18 protein-coding genes are annotated in these 21,561 nt (G+C 73.5%); 4 read left to right on the top strand and 14 right to left on the bottom strand.

From position 1 onward, the window contains the following. Nucleotides 1-26: 26 nt before the first annotated feature. From EES41_RS26475 to rimP, 3 genes are all read right to left on the bottom strand, one after another. Nucleotides 27-314, bottom strand: coding sequence for a YlxR family protein (locus tag EES41_RS26475; RefSeq protein WP_008737688.1), 288 nt, complete (start codon nt 312-314; stop codon nt 27-29). A gap of 160 nt (nt 315-474) precedes the next feature. Further along, nucleotides 475-1,485, bottom strand: a complete 1,011-nt coding sequence (gene nusA / locus EES41_RS26470; RefSeq protein WP_008737686.1) for a transcription termination factor NusA — start codon at nt 1,483-1,485, stop codon at nt 475-477. A gap of 2 nt (nt 1,486-1,487) precedes the next feature. Next, nucleotides 1,488-2,000, bottom strand: coding sequence for a ribosome maturation factor RimP (gene rimP / locus EES41_RS26465; RefSeq protein WP_008737684.1), 513 nt, complete (start codon nt 1,998-2,000; stop codon nt 1,488-1,490). A 156-nt stretch (nt 2,001-2,156) separates the two neighbouring features. On the opposite strand from rimP, the gene EES41_RS26460 reads away from it, so the two are divergent. From EES41_RS26460 to EES41_RS26445, 4 genes are read left to right on the top strand one after another with little or no spacing between them, the layout of a single operon-like run. Continuing rightward, nucleotides 2,157-2,744: a hypothetical protein gene (locus tag EES41_RS26460; protein ID WP_123080596.1), complete on the top strand. Its 588-nt coding sequence runs from the start codon at nt 2,157-2,159 to the stop codon at nt 2,742-2,744. Further along, the gene (locus EES41_RS26455) at nt 2,741-3,199 is read left to right on the top strand and encodes a ferritin-like domain-containing protein (RefSeq protein WP_123080595.1); all 459 of its coding nucleotides are present in this window, start codon (nt 2,741-2,743) and stop codon (nt 3,197-3,199) included. Before EES41_RS26460 ends, EES41_RS26455 begins: the two co-directional genes overlap by 4 nt. 16 nt (nt 3,200-3,215) lie before the next feature. Continuing rightward, a complete protein-coding gene (locus tag EES41_RS26450) occupies nt 3,216-4,118 on the top strand; it encodes an aminoglycoside phosphotransferase family protein (protein WP_123080594.1) in 903 nt (300 codons plus the stop codon). A gap of 42 nt (nt 4,119-4,160) precedes the next feature. Next, nucleotides 4,161-5,093 carry a slipin family protein gene (locus EES41_RS26445; RefSeq protein WP_123080593.1) on the top strand — a complete coding sequence of 311 codons (933 nt, stop codon included), beginning with the start codon at nt 4,161-4,163 and terminating at the stop codon, nt 5,091-5,093. A gap of 58 nt (nt 5,094-5,151) precedes the next feature. Here EES41_RS26445 and EES41_RS26440 read toward each other — a convergent pair whose 3' ends face one another. The 11 genes from EES41_RS26440 to EES41_RS26390 all read right to left on the bottom strand — a co-directional run bounded on the left by EES41_RS26440 (nt 5,152) and on the right by EES41_RS26390 (nt 21,443). After that, nucleotides 5,152-6,849 (bottom strand): proline--tRNA ligase, encoded by a 1,698-nt coding sequence (locus EES41_RS26440; protein ID WP_123080592.1) that lies wholly within the window; start codon nt 6,847-6,849, stop codon nt 5,152-5,154. 45 nt (nt 6,850-6,894) lie between these two features. Beyond that, on the bottom strand, nt 6,895-7,464 hold the full coding sequence (locus EES41_RS26435; protein WP_123080591.1) for a GNAT family N-acetyltransferase: 570 nt from the start codon (nt 7,462-7,464) through the stop codon (nt 6,895-6,897). 112 nt (nt 7,465-7,576) lie between these two features. Next, nucleotides 7,577-8,419 carry a GNAT family N-acetyltransferase gene (locus EES41_RS26430; RefSeq protein WP_037791071.1) on the bottom strand — a complete coding sequence of 281 codons (843 nt, stop codon included), beginning with the start codon at nt 8,417-8,419 and terminating at the stop codon, nt 7,577-7,579. Nucleotides 8,420-8,581: 162 nt separating this feature from the next. Beyond that, nucleotides 8,582-9,739, bottom strand: coding sequence for a flavodoxin-dependent (E)-4-hydroxy-3-methylbut-2-enyl-diphosphate synthase (gene ispG / locus EES41_RS26425; RefSeq protein ID WP_073798423.1), 1,158 nt, complete (start codon nt 9,737-9,739; stop codon nt 8,582-8,584). 185 nt (nt 9,740-9,924) lie between these two features. After that, nucleotides 9,925-11,226 (bottom strand): RIP metalloprotease, encoded by a 1,302-nt coding sequence (locus EES41_RS26420; RefSeq protein ID WP_123080590.1) that lies wholly within the window; start codon nt 11,224-11,226, stop codon nt 9,925-9,927. Then, on the bottom strand, nt 11,223-12,476 hold the full coding sequence (gene dxr, locus EES41_RS26415) for a 1-deoxy-D-xylulose-5-phosphate reductoisomerase (RefSeq protein ID WP_123080589.1): 1,254 nt from the start codon (nt 12,474-12,476) through the stop codon (nt 11,223-11,225). The genes EES41_RS26420 and dxr overlap by 4 nt, the downstream gene beginning before the upstream one ends. 21 nt (nt 12,477-12,497) lie before the next feature. Beyond that, nucleotides 12,498-13,829: a hypothetical protein gene (locus EES41_RS26410; protein WP_123080588.1), complete on the bottom strand. Its 1,332-nt coding sequence runs from the start codon at nt 13,827-13,829 to the stop codon at nt 12,498-12,500. Nucleotides 13,830-13,930: 101 nt separating this feature from the next. Then, nucleotides 13,931-15,874 carry an acyl-CoA dehydrogenase family protein gene (locus tag EES41_RS26405; protein WP_123080587.1) on the bottom strand — a complete coding sequence of 648 codons (1,944 nt, stop codon included), beginning with the start codon at nt 15,872-15,874 and terminating at the stop codon, nt 13,931-13,933. A 153-nt stretch (nt 15,875-16,027) separates the two neighbouring features. Next, nucleotides 16,028-17,473 (bottom strand): aldehyde dehydrogenase family protein, encoded by a 1,446-nt coding sequence (locus EES41_RS26400; protein ID WP_037798218.1) that lies wholly within the window; start codon nt 17,471-17,473, stop codon nt 16,028-16,030. A 150-nt stretch (nt 17,474-17,623) separates the two neighbouring features. Next, nucleotides 17,624-19,204 carry a PucR family transcriptional regulator gene (locus tag EES41_RS26395; protein ID WP_123080586.1) on the bottom strand — a complete coding sequence of 527 codons (1,581 nt, stop codon included), beginning with the start codon at nt 19,202-19,204 and terminating at the stop codon, nt 17,624-17,626. 148 nt (nt 19,205-19,352) lie between these two features. Further along, nucleotides 19,353-21,443, bottom strand: coding sequence for an ATP-binding protein (locus EES41_RS26390; protein ID WP_123080585.1), 2,091 nt, complete (start codon nt 21,441-21,443; stop codon nt 19,353-19,355). Between the last annotated feature and the right edge of the window lie 118 nt (nt 21,444-21,561).

Raw genomic sequence — 21,561 nt, 5'->3', positions numbered from 1 at the left:
ACGGGGTATCCGTGCCGTACTACTTCTTACGGTGTCGCCCCGGCCTCACCGGCCAGGGCTTTGCGCAGTTCCGTCGTGTCGAGCGTTCCGGCGGACCGGAGGGCCCGGGGGAACGCCCGGCGGCGGACCGCCTGGTCGAGGCAGACCGCGGCGGGGTGCACGTACGCACCCCGGCCGGGCAGCGTACCGCGTGTATCGGGGACGCATTCGTCCCCGATCGCCACGATGCGCAGCAGATCGCTCTTGGCCGCTCGCTCCCGACACCCCACACAGGTGCGTTCGGGGCATGCGCGGGCTTGCGTCCGGCCAGACACGCCTAAGTCTACCTCCCCGCACCGACCTCTCCCCCGACAAGTTACGGGCGAAAGATCGAACGGACGTCGTTGTTGTCCTGATCCTTGCGGGACCGGATGGATCGGATCCCGGCCCGCGGGATCCCTGTCTACCGGCCGGAAGCACCGGCCGGTAGCGGTTTTATTCCCCGCGCCGGTCCCGGTCCGCGCCTTCGGCGGGCTCGGTGTCCGGGCGGATGTCGATGCGCCAGCCGGTGAGCCGCGCGGCGAGGCGGGCGTTCTGGCCCTCCTTGCCGATGGCCAGCGACAGCTGGTAGTCGGGAACGGTCACCCGCGCGGAGCGGGTGTCCCAGTCGACGACCTCGACCTTGCTCACCCGGGCGGGTGACAGGGCGTTGGCGACCATTTCCGCCGGGTCGTCCGACCAGTCGACGATGTCGATCTTCTCGCCGTGCAGCTCGGCCATGACGTTGCGCACACGGGCGCCCATCGGGCCGATGCAGGCGCCCTTCGGGTTGAGTCCGGCGCGGGTGGACCGTACGGCGATCTTGGTGCGGTGACCGGCCTCACGGGCGATCGCGCAGATCTCGACGCTGCCGTCGGCGATCTCCGGGACCTCCAGGGCGAACAGCTTCTTCACCAGGTTGGGGTGGGTCCGCGACAGGGTCACGGACGGGCCGCGGACACCCTTCGCCACCCGCACGACGTACGTCTTCAGACGCAGGCCGTGCGTGTAGTCCTCACCGGGGACCTGCTCCTGCACGGGCAGGATGGCCTCCAGCTTGCCGATGTCGACGAGGACGTTCTTGGGGTCCTTGCCCTGCTGGACGACACCGGTGATGACGTCGCCCTCCCGGCCGGCGAACTCGCCGAACGTCAGGTCGTCCTCGGCGTCGCGCAGACGCTGCAGGATCACCTGCTTGGCGGTCGTCGCGGCGATCCGGCCGAAGTCCGACGGGGTGTCGTCGAACTCCTTGGGCTCCTGCCCCTCTTCGAGGTCCCTCGGGTCTTCCGTCGCCCATACGACCACGTGACCGTTGGTGCGGTCGAGCACGACGCGGGCACGCCGGAAGCTGCCCTCGGTGCGGTGGTACGCGATGAGGAGGGCCGACTCGATCGCCTCGACGAGCAGGTCGAAGGAGATCTCCTTCTCCCGGACCAGACCCCGCAGGGCACTCATGTCGATGTCCACGGCTACGCCTCCTCTTCCTTCTTGTCCTTGCGGTTGAACTCGATCTCGACACGCGCCTTGGCGATGTCGGTGAAAGCGATGCGGCGGGCGGTCGCCTTGCGGCCCTTCACGCCCGGAACTTCGAGGTCCATGCCCTCGTCGTCGACGTCGAGGATGCGGGCGACCAGTTCCCCGGCACCCTTGTCGTCCCCGGCGGTCAGCTGGAACTTCACGAGACGGCCGAGGGCACGGACGTAGTGGCGGTGCTCGGTCAGCGGACGGTCGGCGCCCGGCGAGCTCACTTCGAGGACGTACTCGTCCTCGCCCATCACGTCGGATTCATCGAGCTGGTCGGAGATCTCGCGGCTCAGCTCGGCACAGGTGTCCAGCTCCACGCCCTCGTCGGAGTCCACGATGACCCGCAGCATCCGGCGCTTGCCCGCCTTGGACATCTCGATGTCTTCGAGGTCCAGGCCCTTGGCGGCGACGAGCGGCTCCAGCAATCCGCGCAGCCTGTCGCTCTGGGTGGTGCTCATCCGGGTGACTCCTCGGCCGCGTGTGCTGTTGTGGTTTCCGTCGTGTGTCAGGTCAAAGGGTATCCGGTCGCGGAGGGTGTTGCCGTCCGCGCTCCGGAGGGGGCCCCGGGTACCGTGATCACACGTTGCCCCGCCCATCACCCCGAGGACGTCGCCGTGCCCTGGACACAGACCTTGAGGCCCTCGCGAAGAAGTCTGCTCACCGGAGCCGCCGGCGTGGCCGGCGGCGCGCTGCTCGCCGGGTGCTCCGACGGGAGCGGCTCCTCGGACGCGGACACCGGAGTTCCACTCGAACGGCGGATGCGCGAGGCGGCCGTCCGTGACAGCGAGCGACTGCTGGAACGTTACGACGCCACCGCCGCCGCCCATCCGGACCTGGCGGCGCGGCTGGCCCCGCTGCGCGGGGCGGTCGCGGAGCACACCGGGGCGCTGGCCGTCGCGGGCCCGGTGAAGACCGGTCCGTCCGCCTCTCCCTCGGTGTCCGGCTCGCGCTCCGGTGCGTCCCCTTCGCCATCCGCTTCGGCGCCCGCCGGTGCGGCCGCGGCGCCCAGTGCGGCGGCCGTCCCGGCGAAGCCCGCCGAGGCGCTGACCGCGCTCGCCGACGCCGAGCGGTCGCTGGCGGAGGCCCGGACGGTCGCCCTGGCCGGCGCCCCCGGGGAGCTGGCGCGGCTGCTGGCCTCGGTGGCGGCGTGCGGCGCCGTCCACGCGTACCTGCTGACCTCGACCCCGGGAGCCGCCTCGTGAAGCCCGAACCCTCCCCCGCCGGCCGGGCCCTGGTCGCGGCGCAGTCCGCGCTCGCGGCCGAGCACGCGGCCGCGTACGGCTACGGCGTGATCGGCGCCCGGGCCTCCGGGGCGCGCGCGGCCGAGGCCCGGGACGCGTACGGCGCCCATGTCGCGCGGCGTGACGCGCTGGCCCGGACGGTGCGCGAGCTGGGCGGTGCGCCGCGGCCGGCGGAGGCGGCGTACGCCCTTCCGTTCGAGGTGCGCGACCCGGCCGACGCCGAGCGGCTGGCCGCCGACATCGAGGACCGGGTGGCCGGCGCGTACTCCGATCTGGTGCGGGCGGCGGAGGGCGGGCTGCGCCGGGAGGCGGCCGACGCGCTGACCGGCGCGGCCGTGCGCGCGGCGCGCTGGCGCGGTGTCGGCGTAGCCTTCCCTGGGCTCACGGAACGCTCCGCAGGAGCCCGGACCAGCTGAAAGGGACCCCGCACGCATGGCTTTCGAACCGCCGCAGCGGCTTGTACGGGCGCTCGGCGAGACGCCGGAACCGGCCCAGGACGCGGACTGGCTGGGGCAGTTGCCCGAGCTCGCCGAGACGGCGCTGACCCGGCGTGAAGTGCGGGCCCAGCGGGTGCAGGCCCCGGGCGGGCGGAGCAGTCTGCTCGTCCTCGTCCGGTACGCCGACGGCACCCCGGCGGCCCTGAAGCTGGCTCCGCCGTCGGCGCGACCGGACCTGGAGCTGGCCGCGCTGGCGCACTGGGGCGGGTTCGGGGCCGTACGGGTCCTCGACACCCGCCACCACGAGGAGGACGGGGCGCTGCTGCTGGAGCGGCTGCACCCGGAGGTGTCGCTGCGGTCGCTGCCGGAGGCGAAGGCGCTGCTGGAGGCGTGCGGGACGCTGCGCAGGCTGTGGGTGGCGCCGGGCTCCGGGCACGGCTGGGAGACGGTGGCCGAGCGGACGAAGGCGCAGGCCGGGGCGCTGCGGTCGGCTCCGGCCGAGGTGACGGCGCTGGCCGGGGCGGCGCTGGAGGCGCGGGAGGAGCTGACGGCGGCCCCGGACGAGGAGCTGCTGCTGCACGGGAACTTCCGGCAGGGCAAGGTGCTGGCCGGCGAGCGGGCGCCGTGGCTGACGGTGGGCCCGGACCCGCTGGTGGGCGAGCGGGCGTACGACCTGGCGCGGCTGGTCCGGGACCGGCTGGAGGACCAGGTCGCCTCTTCCGCCGGCGCGGCGGGGGCGCGGCGGCGGGTGAACAAGCTGGCGGATTCGCTGGAGGTGGACCGGGACCGGCTGCGGGGCTGGACGCTGTTCCGGGCGGTGGAGTCGGGAAACCGGGCGCTGGCCGCGGGGCGGCGCCGGGACGCGGAGCTGTTGTTGGAGTTCGCGGCCTGGTTGTAGGGCATACCGTAGGTAGGAACGTATGTCCGGCAGGGGGCCGTCATGGTCGAAGAGCTGCTGGCCGCGGGGATCGCCGCGGGAGTGGGAGTCGTCGTCTACCTGGGCGCCGCCGCCAGGGTGGTCAAGCAGTACGAGCGGGGCGTGGTGTTCCGCCTGGGCCGGCTGCGGGCGGGGGTCCGGGGGCCGGGGCTCACCACGATCGTGCCGTTCGTGGACCGGCTGCGGAAGGTGAACCTTCAGATCGTGACGATGCCGGTGCCCGCGCAGGAGGGCATCACGCGGGACAACGTCACGGTGCGGGTGGACGCGGTCGTGTACTTCAAGGTGGTGGACGCGGCGAACGCGATCATCGCGGTGGAGGACTACCGGTTCGCGGTGTCGCAGATGGCGCAGACCTCGCTGCGGTCGATCATCGGGAAGTCGGACCTGGACGATCTGCTGTCGAACCGGGAGATGCTGAACCAGGGGCTGGAGCTGATGATCGACAGCCCGGCGGTGGGCTGGGGCGTCCAGATCGACCGCGTCGAGATCAAGGACGTCTCGCTGCCGGAGACGATGAAGCGCTCGATGGCCCGCCAGGCGGAGGCGGACCGGGAGCGCCGCGCCCGGGTCATCAACGCGGACGCGGAGCTCCAGGCCTCGAAGAAGCTGGCCGAGGCGGCGGAGGTGATGTCGGACCAGCCGGCGGCGTTGCAACTGCGCCTGCTGCAGACGGTGGTGGCGGTGGCCGCGGAGAAGAACTCCACCCTGGTGCTGCCGTTCCCGGTGGAGCTCCTGCGCTTCCTCGAACGCGCCACTCCGTCGGACCCCGCTCCGCCCCCGAACCCCCCGGCCGCGGCGGCCCCTCCGCCCGCTCCGGCCGCGCCCGCCGCGCCCGCCGCCGGGCCCCCGGCGCCCCCGGCGCTGCCGACCGTGAACGGCTCGACCCCGGCGCTGCCGGCCCAGGACCCCGCCGCCGGCAACCCGCCCGCCTGACGGCGGGTCGGCCCCCGGCCGCGTCCGGCCCCGCCCGCGCGTCGGGCGCGGGTGCCGATCAGGTCAGCCGGGCCAGCGCCTCGTCCAGGGTGAGTTCCTCGCGGGTCCCCGTGGGGCGGTGCTGGAGTTCGACGACGCCGTCGCCGGAGCGGCGGCCCGCGACCAGGATCCACGGGACGCCGATCAGCTCCGCGTCCGTCAGCTTCACGCCGGGCGAGAGCCCCGCGCGGTCGTCCAGCAGGACGCGGAGCCCGGAGGCCGACAGCGCCTCGGCCGCCGATTCCGCCAGCGCCAGCGGCACCGCCTTGCCCGCCGCGACCACGTGGACGTCGGCCGGGGCCACCTCCGCCGGCCAGCACAAGCCCCGCTCGTCCGCCGTCTGTTCGGCCAGCGCGGCCACAGCCCGCGAGACGCCGATGCCGTAGGAGCCCATCGTGACCCGGACCGGCTTGCCCTCCCGGCCCAGCACGTCCAGCCCGAACGCGTCCGCGTACTTGCGCCCCAGCTGGAAGATGTGACCGATCTCGATCGCCCGGTCGAGCCTCAGCCCCGCGCCGCAGGAGGGGCAGGGGTCGCCCGCCTCGACGACCACGACGTCCAGGTACCGGTCGACCTCGAAGTCCCGGCCGCAGACCACGTTCCGGGCGTGCGTGTCCGGCTTGTTGGCGCCGGTCACCCATGAAGTGCCGGGCGCGACACGGGGGTCGGCCAGGTAGCGCACCTTGTCGAGGCCCTGCGGGCCCACGTAGCCGCGTACCAGGTCGGGCCGGCCCGTGAAGTCCTCCGCCGTCACCAACTCCACGACCGCCGGGGCGAGATGCTCGCCCAGCTTGCCGAGGTCGACCTCCCGGTCCCCCGGTACGCCGACGGCCACGATCTCGCCGTCCACCTTCACGAGGAGGTTCTTCAGCGTCGCCGACGCCGGCACGCCCAGGTGCGCCGCGAGGGTTTCGATCGTCGGGGTGTCGGGGGTGGGGACCTCCTCCGCCGGCGCGTGCCCGGCGCCGTTGACGGCGGGCGCCGCGAACGTCACGGCCTCGGTGTTCGCCGCGTAGTCGCAGGACGGGCAGTCCACGAAGGTGTCCTCCCCCGCCGCCGCGGGCGCCAGGAACTCCTCCGAGGCCGAACCGCCCATCGCCCCCGAGACCGCGGAGACGATCCGGTGGTCCAGGCCGAGCCGCTCGAAGATCCGCCGGTACGCGGCCCGGTGCAGCGCGTAGGACTCCGCCAGCCCCTCGTCCGACACGTCGAACGAGTACGAGTCCTTCATCTGGAACTCGCGGCCCCGCAGCACGCCCGACCGCGGCCGCGCCTCGTCCCGGTACTTGGTCTGGATCTGGTAGAGCATGACCGGCAGGTCCTTGTAGGACGTGCACTGGTCCTTCACCACCAGGGTGAAGATCTCCTCGTGCGTCGGGCCGAGCAGATAGTCGGCGCCCTTGCGGTCCTTGAGCCTGAACAGCAGGTCCCCGTACTCCGACCAGCGCCCGCTGACCTCGTACGGCTCCTTCGGCAGCAGCGCGGGCAGCAGCACCTCCTGTGCCCCGATCGCGTCCATCTCCTCGCGCACGACGCGCGAGACGTTGTCGAGGACCCGCTTGCCGAGCGGCAGCCAGGTCCACACCCCGGCCGAGCTCCGGCGGACGTAGCCCGCGCGAACCAGCAGTTTGTGGCTGAGGGTCTCGGCGTCCGCCGGGTCCTCGCGGAGCGTCTTGGCCATGAGGCGGGACATGCGCTGTACGTGTTGCGTTGCCATGCCGGGAGGCTACCGGCAGCCCCCGCCCGCCTCGAAACGAGATTTTCAGGGCCTGCGCAGCGGCAGCGGGGCGCCCATCACGGCGTACGGGAGGCTCGCGCTCGGGAAGTGCACCCGGCGGGCGAGGTCCGTGTAGCCGAGCGCCCGGTAGAGCCCGCGCGCCGGGCTGTCGGTGTCGACGGCGGAGAGGATCGAGCGCTGCTCGGCGGCGCGGTCGGTGATCCGGGTGATGAGGGCGCGGCCGACGCCGTGGCCCTGGAAACCGGGGTGGACGTGCAGTTCGGTGATCACGAAGGAGCCGTCGAGCCAGTCCTCGTGGCCGCCGGAGCGCAGGTACGGCTCGACGATCGTGGACCACCAGTGCGCGCGGTCGTTCGGCATCCCGTACACGAACCCGGCGAGCGCGCCGTCGTCGGTGTACGCGCCGAGGGCGCGGGCTCCGGGGCAGGTCATGTGGCGCTGCACGATCCAGCGCCGGATGCCGACCTCCTCCTGGCTGAGCCCGAAGGCCACGGCCTGGACGCGCAGCGCCTCGTCCACGCGGGCGGCGAGGTCGAGCGGGCCGATGCGGAGTCCGGCGGGCCGGTCGGGGTCGAGCCCGGGCGTAGGCAGCATGCGGCGACCTTACTTCGCGGCCCCGGCGCGCCGGTATGGCGGCGAGGGCCGGGGCGGGCGATCCGGCCGTCCGGTCAGGGCCGCCGCGGCGGCCCCGCGGGCGGGCGCCGGGTCAGAACAGGACGCTCATGAACTCGCCCACCTCGCGGAAGCCGACCCGCCGGTAGGCCGCCCGCGCGGCGGTGTTGAAGTCGTTGACGTAGAGGCTGACCACGGGCGCCACGTCGCGCAGCGCGAATTCGACGACGGCGGCCATTCCGGTCTTGGAGTGGCCGCGGCCGCGGAACTCGGGGGCCACCCAGACGCCCTGGATCTGGCAGGCGCGGGAGGTGGCGGCGCCGATCTCCGCCTTGAAAACGACCTTGCCGTCCTCGATGCGGGCGAAGGAGCGGCCGGCGGCGACGAGCTCGGCCACCCGGGCCTGGTAGAGCAGCCCGCCGTCGCCGGCGGTCGGCGAGATGCCGACCTCCTCGGTGAACATGGCCACGCAGGCGGGCATGATCAGGTCCATCTCGTCCTTGCGGATCCGGCGGACCAGCGGGTCGGGGCGGACCTCGGCGGACGGCTGCTCGGTGACCATGAGCGGCTGGTGGGAGCGGATGTCGCGGGCGGGACCCCAGGTGGGCTCCAGCAGCTGCCAGAGCAGCCGGGTGGCGGAGGCGGGGCCGACGATGGAGGAGCAGCGGCGGCCGGTGCGGCGGGCGCGGTCCGCGAAGGCGCGTACGGCGTCGGGTCCGGCGCAGACGGGGACGAGGTTGGCGCCCGCGTAGCAGAGGGAGCGGAGCTCGCCGTCGGCGTACCAGCCCCACATCTCGCCGCCCAGGCGCCAGGGGTCGAGCCCGGCCACCTGGACGCGGGAGGTGACGAACGCGTTCTCGACCGGCTCGCGTCCGAGGATGGCGAGCGCGGCGTCGAGATCACTGGGTTCAAGGACCCGGGTGGTGGTCTGCGTCAACACTGGGGGCCTCACCGTGCAAGTCTGCTGATCTCCGCACTGTACCCGGCGGCGCCGTGGGATGCCCTGTCTCTCAGGTCACGAAAAAGCCCCGGCCCCGCCCGCGAGCTGCGGGAACGGGGCCGGGACCGAAGTGCTGCGGGAGGCCGCGGGCGGTGCGGATCAGACGCCGATGGCCACGGTGGGCTCGCCGGAGGTGATGCCGTCCTTCTCCATCTGCTCGGCGATCTTCATCGCCTCTTCGATGAGGGTCTCCACGATCTTCGACTCGGGGACGGTCTTGATGACCTCGCCCTTCACGAAGATCTGGCCCTTGCCGTTGCCGGAGGCGACGCCGAGGTCGGCCTCGCGGGCCTCGCCCGGGCCGTTGACGACGCAGCCCATGACCGCGACGCGCAGCGGGACCTCCATGCCCTCCAGGCCCGCCGTGACCTCCTCGGCCAGCTTGTAGACGTCCACCTGGGCGCGGCCGCAGGAGGGGCAGGAGACGATCTCCAGGCGGCGCGGCTTGAGGTTCAGCGACTCCAGGATCTGGATGCCGACCTTGATCTCCTCCACCGGCGGGGCCGACAGCGAGACGCGGATGGTGTCGCCGATGCCCTCGGAGAGCAGCGCGCCGAAGGCGACGGCGGACTTGATCGTGCCCTGGAAGGCGGGGCCGGCCTCGGTGACGCCGAGGTGCAGCGGGTAGTCGCAGGCGGCGGCGAGCTGGCGGTAGGCGTTGACCATCACGACGGGGTCGTTGTGCTTGACCGAGATCTTGATGTCGCTGAAGCCGTGCTCCTCGAAGAGGGAGGCCTCCCACAGCGCGGACTCGACCAGCGCCTCGGGGGTGGCCTTGCCGTACTTCTTCAGCAGCCGGGCGTCGAGGGAGCCCGCGTTGACGCCGATCCGGATCGGGGTGCCCGCGTCCTTGGCGGCGCGCGCGATCTCCTTGACCTTGTCGTCGAACTGCTTGATGTTGCCCGGGTTCACGCGGACGGCGGCGCAGCCGGCGTCGATGGCGGCGAAGACGTACTTGGGCTGGAAGTGGATGTCGGCGATGACCGGGATCTGCGACTTCTTCGCGATGACGGCGAGGGCGTCGGCGTCGTCCTGGGTGGGGCAGGCCACGCGGACGATGTTGCAGCCGGAGGCCGTCAGCTCGGCGATCTGCTGGAGCGTGGCGCCGATGTCGGAGGTGCGGGTCGTGGTCATCGACTGCACCGAGATGGGCGCGTCGCCGCCGACGGCCACGGAACCGACCTGGATCTTGCGACTGACGCGTCGGTCGGCAAGCTTCGTCGGCACGGACGGCATTCCGAGAGAGATGGCAGTCATCTGCTGTGCAACCCCAAGGTGTGGATCAAGGTCCCGAGATCGGCGGGCTCCAGGCTTCGAGATTACGCCAAGGAGCGCGCGCTCCTCGCATCAGAGGGGCCGTGCCACCCGAACGTAGGGAGCCGGGCACGATGCGTGCCCGGCTCCCGTACGCGCGGTGTACGGGCGCGCCGCCCGGCGCCCGCCTAGGTGATCTTGATGGGATTGACCACGTCGGCCACGAGCACCAGCAGCGTGAAGCAGACGAACACCGCCGCCACCACGTACGCCGCGGGCATCAGGCGCGCCACGTCGAACGGGCCGGGGTCGGCGCGCCGGAAGATCCGCGCCGCGTGCCGCCGCAGGGACTCCCACAGGGCGCCGGCGATGTGCCCGCCGTCCAGGGGCAGCAGCGGCAGCATGTTGAAGAGGAACAGCGACAGGTTGAAGGCGGCGAGCATGCTCAGGATGTACGAGGCGCGCTCCTCGGACGGCAGGTCGAGGGCCGCGAGGTCCCCGGTGATCCGGGCCGCGCCGACGATGCCGACCGGGGAGTCGGGCTGGCGCTCGGCGCCGTTGAAGGCCGCGTCCCACAGCGCCGGGATCTTGGCGGGGAGGTTCACGAGGCCCTGCACGCTGGTCTCGACGTACTGGCCCGCGTAGTCGAGGGACTCGCCCAGGGAGAGCGGGGCGATGACGGTCTTCGAGCCGAAGCCGAGCCAGCCGGCGTCGACGTACTGGCCCTTGACGTAGCCGCCGTGGCCGTCGGACTTGGCGACCTGGTTGGCGACGAGGTTCGCCTTGAGGTCCATGCGCTCCCCGTCGCGGACGACGGTGAGGGTCGCGGGGCCGATGGTGTCGCGGATCTTCTTCTGCAGGGCGGCCCAGTCCTTGACCTGCTTGCCGTCGAAGGCGACGATCCGGTCGCCCACCAGGAGGCCCGCGGCCTTGCCGGGGGCGATCTGGTCGCCGTCCTTGCAGACGTCGCGGTTCTGGCTCTGCTTCAGGACGCATTCGGAGACGGTCGCGACCTCGGTGGTCTGCTGTTTGATCCCGTAGGTCATCCAGACGCCGAAGAAGAGCGCCATCGCCAGGACCAGGTTCATGAAGGGCCCGGCGAACATCACGATGACGCGCTTCCACGGCTTGCGCGTGTAGAAGAGCCGCGTCTCGTCGCCGGGCTCCAGCTCCTCGTACGCCGCCGAGCGGGCGTCCTCGATCATGGAGCGGAACGGGGACGTCGAGCGGGCCGAGACCCTGCCGTCCTCGCCGGGCGGGAACATCCCGATCATGCGGATGTAGCCGCCCATGGGGATGGCCTTGATGCCGTACTCCGTGTCGCCCTTCTTGCGCGACCAGATGGTCTTGCCGAAGCCGACCATGTACTGGGGCACGCGGATGCCGAAGAGCTTGGCCGTGGAGAGGTGGCCCAGCTCGTGCCAGGCGATGGAGATCAGCAGGCCCACGACGAAGACGAGCACGCCGATCAGATTCAGCACCAGTGTCATGCGCCCGCCTCCACGGCGGCCCGGGCCGCCATCTCCTGTGCCCGGGCCCTGGCCCAGGTCTCCGCTTCGAGGACGTCCCGGACGGTCAGGGAAGTTCCCGACTCCGGTGTCCCGTGCTCATCGACCACGGCAGAGACCGTATCCATGATTGCTGTGAACGGCAGCCGACCGGCGAGGAAGGCTTCCACACACTCCTCGTTCGCCGCATTGAACACGGCGGGTGCGGTGCCGCCGAGGCCACCGACGTGCCGGGCCAGCCCGACCGACGGGAAGGCCTCGGTGTCCAGCGGGAAGAACTCCCAGGTGGAGGCCTTGGTCCAGTCGAAGGCAGGGGCCGCGTCCGGGATCCGCTCGGGCCAGCCGAGGCCGATCGCGATGGGGCCGCGCATGTCCGGCGGGGTGGCCTGGGCGAGCGTGGAGCCGTCGGTGAACTCCACCATCGAGTGCACGTAGGACTGCGGGTGGACGACGACCTCGATGCGCTCGAAGGGGATGTCGTAGAGCAGGTGCGCCTCGATGACCTCAAGGCCCTTGTTGACCAGGGTCGCCGAGTTGATGGTGATCACCGGGCCCATGGCCCAGGTGGGGTGCGCCAGGGCGTCCTTGACGGTGACGCCGGCCAGCTCGGCGCGGGTGCGGCCGCGGAAGGGGCCGCCGGAGGCGGTGACCACGAGCTTGCGCACGTCGGCCCGGGTGCCGGCGGCGAGCGCCTGGAAGAGGGCCGCGTGCTCGGAGTCGACCGGGATGATCTGACCGGGCTTCGCGAGGGCCTTGACCAGCGGGCCGCCGACGATCAGCGACTCCTTGTTGGCCAGGGCCAGGGTCCGGCCGGCCCGGAGCGCGGCGAGGGTGGGCGCGAGGCCGATGGAACCGGTGATGCCGTTGAGGACGGTGTGGCACTCGGAAGCGGCGAGCTCGGTGGCCGCGTCGGGACCGGCCAGGATCTCCGGCAGCGGCTCGGAGGGGCCGTACTGGGCGCCCAGCGCCTCCTTCAGGGCCGGTACGACGTCCTCGCGGGCGACGGCCACGGTGTTCACCCGCAGCAGCCGGGCCTGCTCGGCCAGCAGCCCGACGCGCCCGCCGGCGGCGGACAGCGCCGTCACCCGGAACCGGTCCGGGTTGCGCAGGGCGAGATCGATGGCCTGGGTCCCGATGGACCCGGTCGCCCCGAGGATGACGATGTCCCGGCGGCCGGCCGCGGCATCGAAGAGGAGGTGCGGGTCGGCGAGGGGGGCTGGACTGTCGCTCATGCCCCCCATTGTTGCCGCAACTCACGGGCGCGTGGACACGGAGTCCCCGTCGGTGACGCGCAGCAGGAGGTGCGGCAGCGTTCCGGCGAAGTCGGGGAGCGTACGGGCCACCCGCCACCAGGCGTCCGGGTCCTCGCCGAGGGCCAGGGCGAACAGCCGGTCGGCCTCGGCGCGGGCGGCGAGGACGGCGCCCGGCCGGTCGTGCCGGTCGGGGTGGTCCACGGCGCCGAGCCAGTGTTCCTCGTCCAGGGCCCAGCAGGCGGGCAGCTTGTGCCGGATCACGTCGGCGCCGGTGAGCAGGCCCCGGTCCAGGCAGTCCCGTACCCAGCGGACGTCCTCCTCGACGGTCTCCATGGGGACGGCGAGGCTGGCCAGGGCGAGCTCCCGCTCCACGCCGCCGGTCGCCGGCTCGGCGGCGGCGGGGGCCAGCCGGCGCACGGCCCGCACCAGGTCGTCGTGCGGCGCGTCGGAGCCGGCCGGGCTCCCGGCGGTCCCGGCGGTCACCGCGGCCACCAGCTCCGGCAGCGGGCCGGGGAAGCCGGGGGCGTGCCGCAGCAGTTCGGACCACAGCCGGGGGTCGTCCGCCAGCGGGGCCAGCGCCCGGGTCACCGCCGCCCGCATCCCGGCCTGCTCGGGCAGCGTCCAGCGCAGGCCGGGGTACGCGGGCAGGTGGCCCAGGAGCAGCGTGCGGCGGGCGGGGGCGACGCGGGCGACGAGTTCCTCGTGGGTGAGCCGGCCCATCCGGACGGCGCGGACGGCGGGCCGGTGCCAGGAGGGCCCGTCCTCGACGGCGACGGGTGCGGTGAGCAGCGCGCGGACGGTCCGTCCCGGCAGGTCCGCGACGAGCAGCAGGGCCTCGGTGGAGCCGGCCGGCAGCGGCCGCCGGGCGTGCTCGGCGGCCAGCTGCTCGGGGTCGAGTTCGTACGGGAGCCGCAGGACGTCGAGGGCGGCCCGGGGCCGGCGTATGCCGTGCCGGCGCAGCAGGCCGGTCAGCTCCCCGGTGGTGAGGGGGCCGTCGGCGGGATCCCGGCCGAGTTCGGCGCGCAGCAGGGGCAGCAGCCCGGCCGGGGTCCGGCGCCGGGCGTACCGGGCGGGTCCGGGCAGCCCGGGCAGGGGCCGCCCGACGACGTGCGGGTTGCGGGCGATGTAGTGGCGGTCCGCCTCGCCGCCGTGGCGCAGCAGCAGGGTGACGGCCGAGGCGGGGAGCCACTCGTCGCGGCACAGGTACTTGCGGGTCGGCCGGTCGAGCCGGTGGAGCAGGGCGAGGGCGATGTGGTCGGACGCGTGGCGCAGGACGTGCGCCACGCACCGGGCCAGCCGCCGGCTGTCCCGGTCTTCCACGGCCGTCGACATCGCTGCCCGCCTTGCCCTCGTGCCCGTACGTGTACTCGTACTCGTACGCCTACCCGCACCCGTACTCGTACATCCTTCCGACTGGTATCGATGATCTCAGGTCAGCGAAGTGGCCGGTGCACGTTTTTGTGCGTCGAGGGGCCGGGAGTGGCGTCCGCGATCCAGGGGCCTTCGCCGGACGGGTCGAGCACGCCCTCCTCCAGCCAGGTGTAGGTGCCGGACAGCACGCCCTCGACGACCTTGCGGTCCAGGTCGTCGGTGTTGGACCAGAGCCGGCCGAAGAGTTCCTCGACGCGGATCCTGGACTGCCGGCAGAAGGCGTCGGCCAGCTGGTAGGCCTCGCGGCCGTGGTCGCCGCCGGCGCGCAGGTGCTCGGCGCGCACGCAGGCCGCGCTCATCGCGAACAGCTCGGCGCCGATGTCGACGATCCGGCCGAGGAAGCCCTGTTTGGTCTCCATACGGCCCTGCCAGCGGGACATGGCGTAGAAGGTGGAGCGGGCGAGTTTGCGGGCGCATCGCTCGACGTAGCGCAGGTGGGTGGCGAGGTCGGGGTGTCCGGCCGGGTGGAACTCGCGGTACGTGCCGGGGACCTGGCCGGCGCCGGTGGCGAGCCTGGGCAGCCAGCGGGCGTAGAACCCGGCGGCGCGGGCGCCCGCCTTGGCCTTGTCGCCGAGGTCCTTGTCGGGGTCGATGAGGTCGCCGGCCACGGACAGGTGGGCGTCGACGGCCTCGCGGGCGATCAGCAGGTGCATGATCTCCGTCGAGCCCTCGAAGATCCGGTTGATGCGCAGGTCGCGCAGCATCTGCTCGGCGGGTACGGCCCGCTCACCGCGCGCGGCCAGTGACTCGGCGGTCTCGAAGCCGCGACCGCCGCGGATCTGGACCAGCTCGTCGGCCATCAGGCAGGCCATCTCGGAGCCGTAGAGCTTGGCGAGGGCGGCCTCGATGCGGATGTCGTTGCGGTCCTCGTCGGCCATCTGGGAGGCGAGGTCGACGACCGCTTCGAGGGCGAAGGTGGTGGCGGCGATGAAGGAGATCTTGGCTCCGACGGCCTCGTGCCGGGCGACCGGGCGGCCCCACTGCTCGCGCACGGCCGACCATTCGCGGGCGATCTTCAGGCACCACTTCCCGGCGCCGACGCACATCGCGGGCAGCGACAGCCGGCCGGTGTTGAGGGTGGTCAGGGCGATCTTGAGCCCGGCTCCCTCGGCGCCGATCCGCTGGGCGGCGGGCACCCGGACCCGGTGGAAGCGGGTGACGCCGTTCTCCAGGCCGCGCAGGCCCATGAAGGCGTTGCGGTGCTCGACGGTGATGCCCGGCGAGTCGGCCTCGACGACGAAGGCGGTGATCCCGCCGCGGTGGTTGTCGCTCTTGGGCACCCGGGCCATCACCACGAGCAGGTCGGCGACGACCCCGTTGGTGGTCCACAGCTTCACGCCGTCGAGGACGTACGCGTCCTCGCCGCCGTCGGTGACGGGGACGGCGGTGGTGGCCAGCCGGGCCGGGTCGGAGCCCACGTCGGGTTCGGTGAGGAGGAAGGCGCTGATGGCGGTGGTGGCGCAGCGCGGCAGGTAGGCGTCCTTCTGCTCCTGCGTGCCGAACATCTTCAGCGGCTGGGGGACGCCGATCGACTGGTGCGCGGAGAGCAGCGCCCCGATGGCGGGGCTGACCGAGCCGACGAGGGCGAGGGCCTTGTTGTAGTAGACCTGGGTCAGGCCGAGGCCCCCGTACTTGGGGTCGATCTTCATGCCGAGGGCGCCGAGCTCCTTGAGCCCGCGCACGGTCTCGTCGGGGATCCGCGCCTCGCGCTCGATGCGGGCGCCGTCAATTTCGGTCTCACAGAATTCCCGCAGCCGGGCCAGGAAGGCCTCGCCGCGCCGGACGTCCTCGTCGGCGGGCAGCGGGTGGGGGTGGATCAGGTCGAGCCGGAACCGCCCGAGGAACAGTTCCTTGGCGAAGCTGGGCTTGCGCCAGTCCTGTTCCCGGGCCGCTTCCGCGACCTGCCGTGCCTCGCGCTCGGTCACCTTGGGCTGTGTTGCGGACATGCGGGGACTCACCTCGCCGCCGGAGTCGGTGGTACCGGCCTACTGGCCGGTGCTGCCTGTGAGTCGTACCCGCTTCGGGCCGTCGGGAAAAGGGGGACGGCCGGAGCCCCCGCACAGTGGGCTCCGGCCGTCGGCTTTTTGGCCGTACGAGAATCAGATGTCGAGGCCGGTCAGGACCAGGACTCGCTCGTACGTGTAGTCGTCCATCGCGTAGCGGACGCCCTCGCGGCCCACGCCGGACTGCTTGGCGCCGCCGTACGGCATCTGGTCGGCGCGGTAGGACGGCGCGTCGCCGATGATCACACCGCCCACCTCCAGCTCGCGATGGGCGCGGAACGCGGTCTGGACGTTCCGGGTGAAGACGCCGGTCTGCAGGCCGAACTTCGAGTCGTTGACGGCGGCGAAGGCCTCGTCGGTGTTCTCGACCTTCGTCAGGGTCAGGACCGGGCCGAAGACCTCCTCGGTGGCCAGCTTGACGCCCGCCGGGACGTCGGCGAGGACGGTCGGCTCGAAGGAGGCGCCGTCGCGCTTGCCGCCGGTGAGCAGCTTCGCGCCGGCGGACACGGCCTCCTCGACCCAGGACTCGACGCGCTTGGCGGCGTCCTCGGAGACGAGCGGGCCGACGTCGGTGGCCGAGTCGGACGGGTCACCGGTGACCTGCGCCCGGACGCCCGCGACGACCTTCTCGACGAGGCGGTCGTAGACGGAGGCGTCGGCGATCACGCGCTGCACGGAGATGCAGGACTGGCCGGCCTGGTAGTTCGAGAAGGTCGCGATGCGGGTCGCGGCCCAGTCGAGGTCGGCCTCCGAGGACCAGTCGTCCAGGACGACGGCCGCGGCGTTGCCGCCGAGCTCCAGGGTGCAGTGCTTGTGGGGCACCGACTGCTGGATGGCGTAGCCGACGGTGTCGGAACCGGTGAAGGAGATGACGGGCAGGCGCTCGTCCTTCACCAGGGCCGGCATCTTGTCGTTGGTGACCGGCAGGACCGACCAGGAACCGGCCGGGAGGTCGGTCTCGGCGAGCAGCTCGCCCAGGATCAGGCCGGAGAGCGGCGTGGCCGGGGCGGGCTTGAGGATGATCGGCGCGCCGACGGCGATGGCCGGGGCCACCTTGTGGGCGCACAGGTTCAGCGGGAAGTTGAACGGCGCGATGCCGAGGACCGGGCCCTTGACGAAGCGGCGGGTCAGGGCCAGCCGGCCGACGCCGCCGGCGTCGGTGTCCAGGCGCTGGGCGTCCCCGCCGTTGAAGCGGCGGGCCTCTTCGGCGGCGAACCGGAACACGGACACCGCACGGCCGACCTCACCGCGGGCCCACTTGATGGGCTTGCCGTTCTCGGCGGAGATCAGCAGCGCGATCTCCTCGGTGCGCTCGGCGAGCCGCTTGGACACGTGGTCCAGGGCGGCGGCGCGGACGTGCGCGGGGGTCGCGGAGAACTCCGCCGTCACGGCGTGCGCCGCGGCCACGGCCTCTTCGACCTGCGCGTCGGTGGGCACGCTGACGGCGGCGACCAGCCGGCCGTCCCACGGGGAGTGGACGTCGAAGCTGGCCTCGCCGGTGGCCTGGCGGCCGGCGAGCCAGAAGGCGTGGGTGGAAGTCATACGAGATCCCGGCCCTTCGGAGTTCGTGCGGTGGGTCCTTGTCCCCACCACCGTAGAACTCCGGCCGGGATTCGGTGTTTGTCCGGCATGGAGTAGGCGGAGCTCTCCCCGCGCCGCTTTGTCACTGTCGAGCGCGCGGCGGGGCCCGGGCTACGCCGCCGGCGGGCTGGTCTTCAGGGCGAGCCACAGCTCCATGCGCACGTCCGGATCGTCCAGGGAGCGGCCCAGGATCTCCTCCACCCGCCGCATCCGGTAGCGCAGGGTGTGCCGGTGGACGCCGAGGTCGGCCGCCGCCGCGTCCCACTGGCCGTGCCGCGAGAGCCACGCCTGGAGCGAGGCCACCAGGTCGCCGCGGCCGGTCGCGTCGTGCTCCCGCAGGGCCCGCAGCGTGCCGTCCGCGAAGGCCCGTACCGCGTCGTCGGCGAGCAGCGGGAGCACCGAGCCCGCCGCCATGTCCTCGTGCTCCACGAGCGGCCGGCCGCGCCGCCGGGCCACGGCGAGGGCCTGGTCGGCCTGCTTGAAGGCGGCCGCCACCCCGGCCGGCCCCGCCGCCGCGGACAGGCCCACGACCAGCTCGTCCGGCTCCGGGCCGGTGGCGTCCCGGCCGCGCCGCGACTCCAGCACCTCGGCGTGCTCCGCGCACGCCTGTACGGCGCTGCCCCCGTCGGCGGCCAGGACGACGAGCCGCCCCGGCTCCGGGACCACCAGCAGCGCCTCGCCGGTGCGGGCCGCGGCCGACTCCACCGCGTCGGCCAGCAGCGCCAGGCCCTCCGGCTGCGCGGTGCCCGCCAGCGCGGGTTCGGCCACGACGATCCGGAACGGGGCCTCCAGCAGCGCCCCGTACAGGTCCCCGGCGACGGCCCGCGCGTGGTCCGCCTCCCCGGCCAGCAGCATCCGCAGCACCGCCGCGCCGAGCCGGGACTCGGCGTCGTGCAGGGAGCGGGACCGTTCGGTGGTCAGCGTCAGCAGCGCGACCGCGGAGTGCACCGCGTACCGCTCGGCGGTGCCGAGGGGGGCGCCCGTACCCACCGCCAGGGCCCCGCGCGCCCGCCGGCCGGTGCCCAGGGACTGCAGCTCGACGCGGTCCTCCGAGCCGCCGACCACCGCGCTCGCGGGCGCCGGCCGCTCCCGCAGCCGCTCCACGTCCGGGGTCAGCCGGGCCGCCCGGCGCGCGGCCCACTCCGGGGCGGCCGCGACGACCGCGCCCGAGGTGTCGTACAGCGCGGCCCAGCCGTGCACGTGCGCGGCCAGCCTGGTCAGCAGCTCGGCGGGGCCGTCGGCCGAGAGCGCGGCCCGGGTCAGCTCCCGCTGCGCCTCGAAGCCGGCGGTGACGGCGCGGTACTGGTCGGCGGCGAGGGCCGCCGAGACGGCCTTGCTGATGGCGAGGAACGGGGTCCGGCGCGGCACCTCCAGCAGCGGCAGGCCCTCGGTCCGCGCGGCCTCGACCAGGGCCTCGGGGACGGCCTCGTAGTTGACGCCGACGGCGAAGCCGATCCCGACGACCCCGGCCGCGGCGAGGCGGCGTACGTAGCGCCGCATCTCCTCGGGGTCCTCCGCGTCCAGCTTCATCGCCGTGATCAGGAGCAGCTCGCCGCCCTCCATGTACGGGACGGGGTCGGCGAGCTCGCTGACGTGGGCCCAGCGCACGGGGGTGTCGAGGCGGTCCTCCCCCGCCCGGACGCTGAGCTTGAGCGCCGAGTGCTGGACGAGCGAGGCGAGGGTGAGCGGCATCGGGTACCAGGTGCCCTAACAGGAGGTGAGGAGAAGGCGGAGCGATGGGGGGAAGCCGAGCCGGGGGCGGGGGCGATTTCGCCACGGCGTATGAACGGCTCCCCTCGATTCTGCCACCTCGGCAGGGTCGCCTCACCTGGATCCCGGCTCAGCCGGCGAGGCGGACCAGGAGCGGGGCCGCCCGCTCCCCCCGGACGGTCGTCAGCGAGAGCACCGCGTGCCCCGGCGGCACCGCGTTCGCGAGGTCGGAGGCGGACCAGCGCTCCCGCTCCACCTGGCGCACGGTCACCGCGTCCGTGGTCACGGCCTTGCCGGTGACCAGCTTGCGGAACGCGTGGATGGCCCGGGTCAGCGGCTGGTCGGCGAAGACGGTCCGGCTGGTGACGTCACGGGCCTCGACCCACTCGGTGCCCCAGGCCTCGGCGAAGCGCTGCCCGTCCCAGGTGGTCACCCCGGAGAAGACCATCCGGCAGCCGACGGACCCGAGCAGCGGCGTGCGCAGCGCCTCCGGTACGTCGTCCAGCGTGCGCAGCGTCAGCAGCACGCCGGCGTTGACCGAACGCAGCCGCTGGACCCCGCGCACGGTCTCGGCGGTGAGGGTGCGCGAGGCGTCGTCGAAGGCCAGGAAGGCGAAGAGGGAGCGGTCGGCGCGGGCCGAGGCGGAGGCCGTGAACTGGGCCAGCAGCAGCCGGGCGAGCATCCGGGAGGCGTCGGCGTGGCCCCGCTCGGGGAGGTCGATCCGGACCCGCAGGGGGTGTTCGAGGGAGCGCAGCGAGAACAGCCGCGACTGGGCGGTGGTGTCGAAGAACCCGGCGAACGCGGGCCGGTCCAGCAGCGCCACCCGGTCGGCGAGCACCGCGCCGGGGTCGCCGGGGGCGCCGTGCTGGCGGTCGCGGGCGTCGAGCTCGCGGAGCATCGCGGGGTGCCCCGCGCTCTCCAGCGCCGCCCGCAGGCCGTCGACGGCGCCGGGCACCCGCTCCAGCAGCTCGCGCAGCTCGGGCACGGCCGGGAAGCGGCCGTGCACCGCGCGGAACGGGCCGAGCAGCTGGGCGAGGGCGGTCGCGGCGCGGCGTACGTCCATGCCGGGGACGTCACCGGTGAAGGCGTCGGCGAGCAGGGTCGCGGCCTCGTCGGGGTCGGTGGTGCCGCCGTAGAGGTCGAGGTCGTAGACGGAGCCGGGGTCGCCGATCCGGACGACGACGTCGTACGCGGCGTCCGGCCCGAGCTGCGACCCGGCCGCGCCGACGGCGATGACGGCGGCCTGGCCGGCCAGCGCCTGGAGCGCCAGCGACTCGACGACGGGGCGCACGAGCTGCCGGGTCTTCCCGGTCCCGGACGGCCCGACGGCGAGCAGCGAGGTCCCGAGCACGGCGGGGTCGAGCGCGAGCCGGGTCCCGCGGCGGGCGTACGGATTGCGGGCGCCGTCGTCCACGGTGCCGAGCAGCACCTGCCGGGCCAGCAGGTCGTGCCGCGCGGCCCGCACGGGCAGGTCCCGCGCCCCGGAGGGGTGCACGCAGGCACCGGCCCCGTTGTCCCTGACGGCGTCGGCGAAGGCCCTCTGCCGCGAGGGGTCGACCCGCACGGTCTCCCACGCCCGCCGGATCCGCGCGTAGTCGACGTCGTTCATCCCCCCGCCCCGCACCTCAGCCGCCAACCGATCGGCCACCTCCCCCATCCCCCCACCCCGCACCTGCCCCCACTCCACGGGGTCGTCGGGGCCCCCGGGCTCGGGGCGGACCGGCCCGGCGCCCTGGGCTGCCTGCGCGAGGCCGCCACCGAACATCCTGCGGGCCAGCTCGGGCCAGCGTCCGAGCCGTCCGAAGCCGAAGAGCAGCGCGGCGATGACCAGGCCGTACCAGACGTACGAGGCCACCACGGCGGGCATCGTCGCCGCCCACGAGTCGGGCGTGAACATGTACAGCGGCCAGAGCCAGAAGCCGCCCAGGTAGCCGTTCCACAGCAGGGACCACAGCAGCAGTCCGGCCAGCAAGGCGATCAGCGCTCCGCTGATCAGCTGCCGGATCGGGGTCCGCTCGGGCTCTTCGGCGGGGCGCGGCAGGTGCCCGTACGTCCATACTCCGGGCCCGTCGGAGGTCCGCGGCGCGCGCAGCCAGTCCGTCAGGGTCGGGGACTGGGTCGGGGCGTGGCGGGGTTTCGGGGGGTGTTCGGGAGGGGCGGACGGGCGCGGTACGCGGCCCTCGCGGGTCGTCCGTCCGTCGTACGTGCCGTCGCTGTCCATGAAACCCCTGCCCCCTGCCCGTGCCGTGCCCTGCGGCGCTCAATGTAGTTGCCCGGCGCAGCCCACGGGCGCGTACCGGGCCATGTCCAAAGGACACCCGCCCGGCCACTCCTATGGC

Source organism: Streptomyces sp. ADI95-16, from assembly GCF_003721495.1.
Lineage (GTDB): Bacteria > Actinomycetota > Actinomycetes > Streptomycetales > Streptomycetaceae > Streptomyces > Streptomyces goshikiensis.
Note: the sequence above shows the minus strand (reverse complement) of the source record. Positions and strands in the feature narration are given on the sequence as shown.

What these genes read in the sequence shown, in the direction of transcription:
- rimP (WP_008737684.1), bottom strand. Translation starts at nt 2,000, where the DNA reads ATGAGCACCACCCAGAGCGACAGGCTGCGCGGATTGCTGGAGCCGCTC.
- EES41_RS26450 (WP_123080594.1), top strand. Translation starts at nt 3,216, where the DNA reads ATGGCTTTCGAACCGCCGCAGCGGCTTGTACGGGCGCTCGGCGAGACG.
- EES41_RS26445 (WP_123080593.1), top strand. Translation starts at nt 4,161, where the DNA reads ATGGTCGAAGAGCTGCTGGCCGCGGGGATCGCCGCGGGAGTGGGAGTC.
- EES41_RS26440 (WP_123080592.1), bottom strand. Translation starts at nt 6,849, where the DNA reads ATGGCAACGCAACACGTACAGCGCATGTCCCGCCTCATGGCCAAGACG.
- EES41_RS26435 (WP_123080591.1), bottom strand. Translation starts at nt 7,464, where the DNA reads ATGCTGCCTACGCCCGGGCTCGACCCCGACCGGCCCGCCGGACTCCGC.
- ispG (WP_073798423.1), bottom strand. Translation starts at nt 9,739, where the DNA reads ATGACTGCCATCTCTCTCGGAATGCCGTCCGTGCCGACGAAGCTTGCC.
- EES41_RS26420 (WP_123080590.1), bottom strand. Translation starts at nt 11,226, where the DNA reads ATGACACTGGTGCTGAATCTGATCGGCGTGCTCGTCTTCGTCGTGGGC.
- dxr (WP_123080589.1), bottom strand. Translation starts at nt 12,476, where the DNA reads ATGAGCGACAGTCCAGCCCCCCTCGCCGACCCGCACCTCCTCTTCGAT.
- EES41_RS26410 (WP_123080588.1), bottom strand. Translation starts at nt 13,829, where the DNA reads ATGTCGACGGCCGTGGAAGACCGGGACAGCCGGCGGCTGGCCCGGTGC.
- EES41_RS26405 (WP_123080587.1), bottom strand. Translation starts at nt 15,874, where the DNA reads ATGTCCGCAACACAGCCCAAGGTGACCGAGCGCGAGGCACGGCAGGTC.
- EES41_RS26400 (WP_037798218.1), bottom strand. Translation starts at nt 17,473, where the DNA reads ATGACTTCCACCCACGCCTTCTGGCTCGCCGGCCGCCAGGCCACCGGC.
- EES41_RS26395 (WP_123080586.1), bottom strand. Translation starts at nt 19,204, where the DNA reads ATGCCGCTCACCCTCGCCTCGCTCGTCCAGCACTCGGCGCTCAAGCTC.
- EES41_RS26390 (WP_123080585.1), bottom strand. Translation starts at nt 21,443, where the DNA reads ATGGACAGCGACGGCACGTACGACGGACGGACGACCCGCGAGGGCCGC.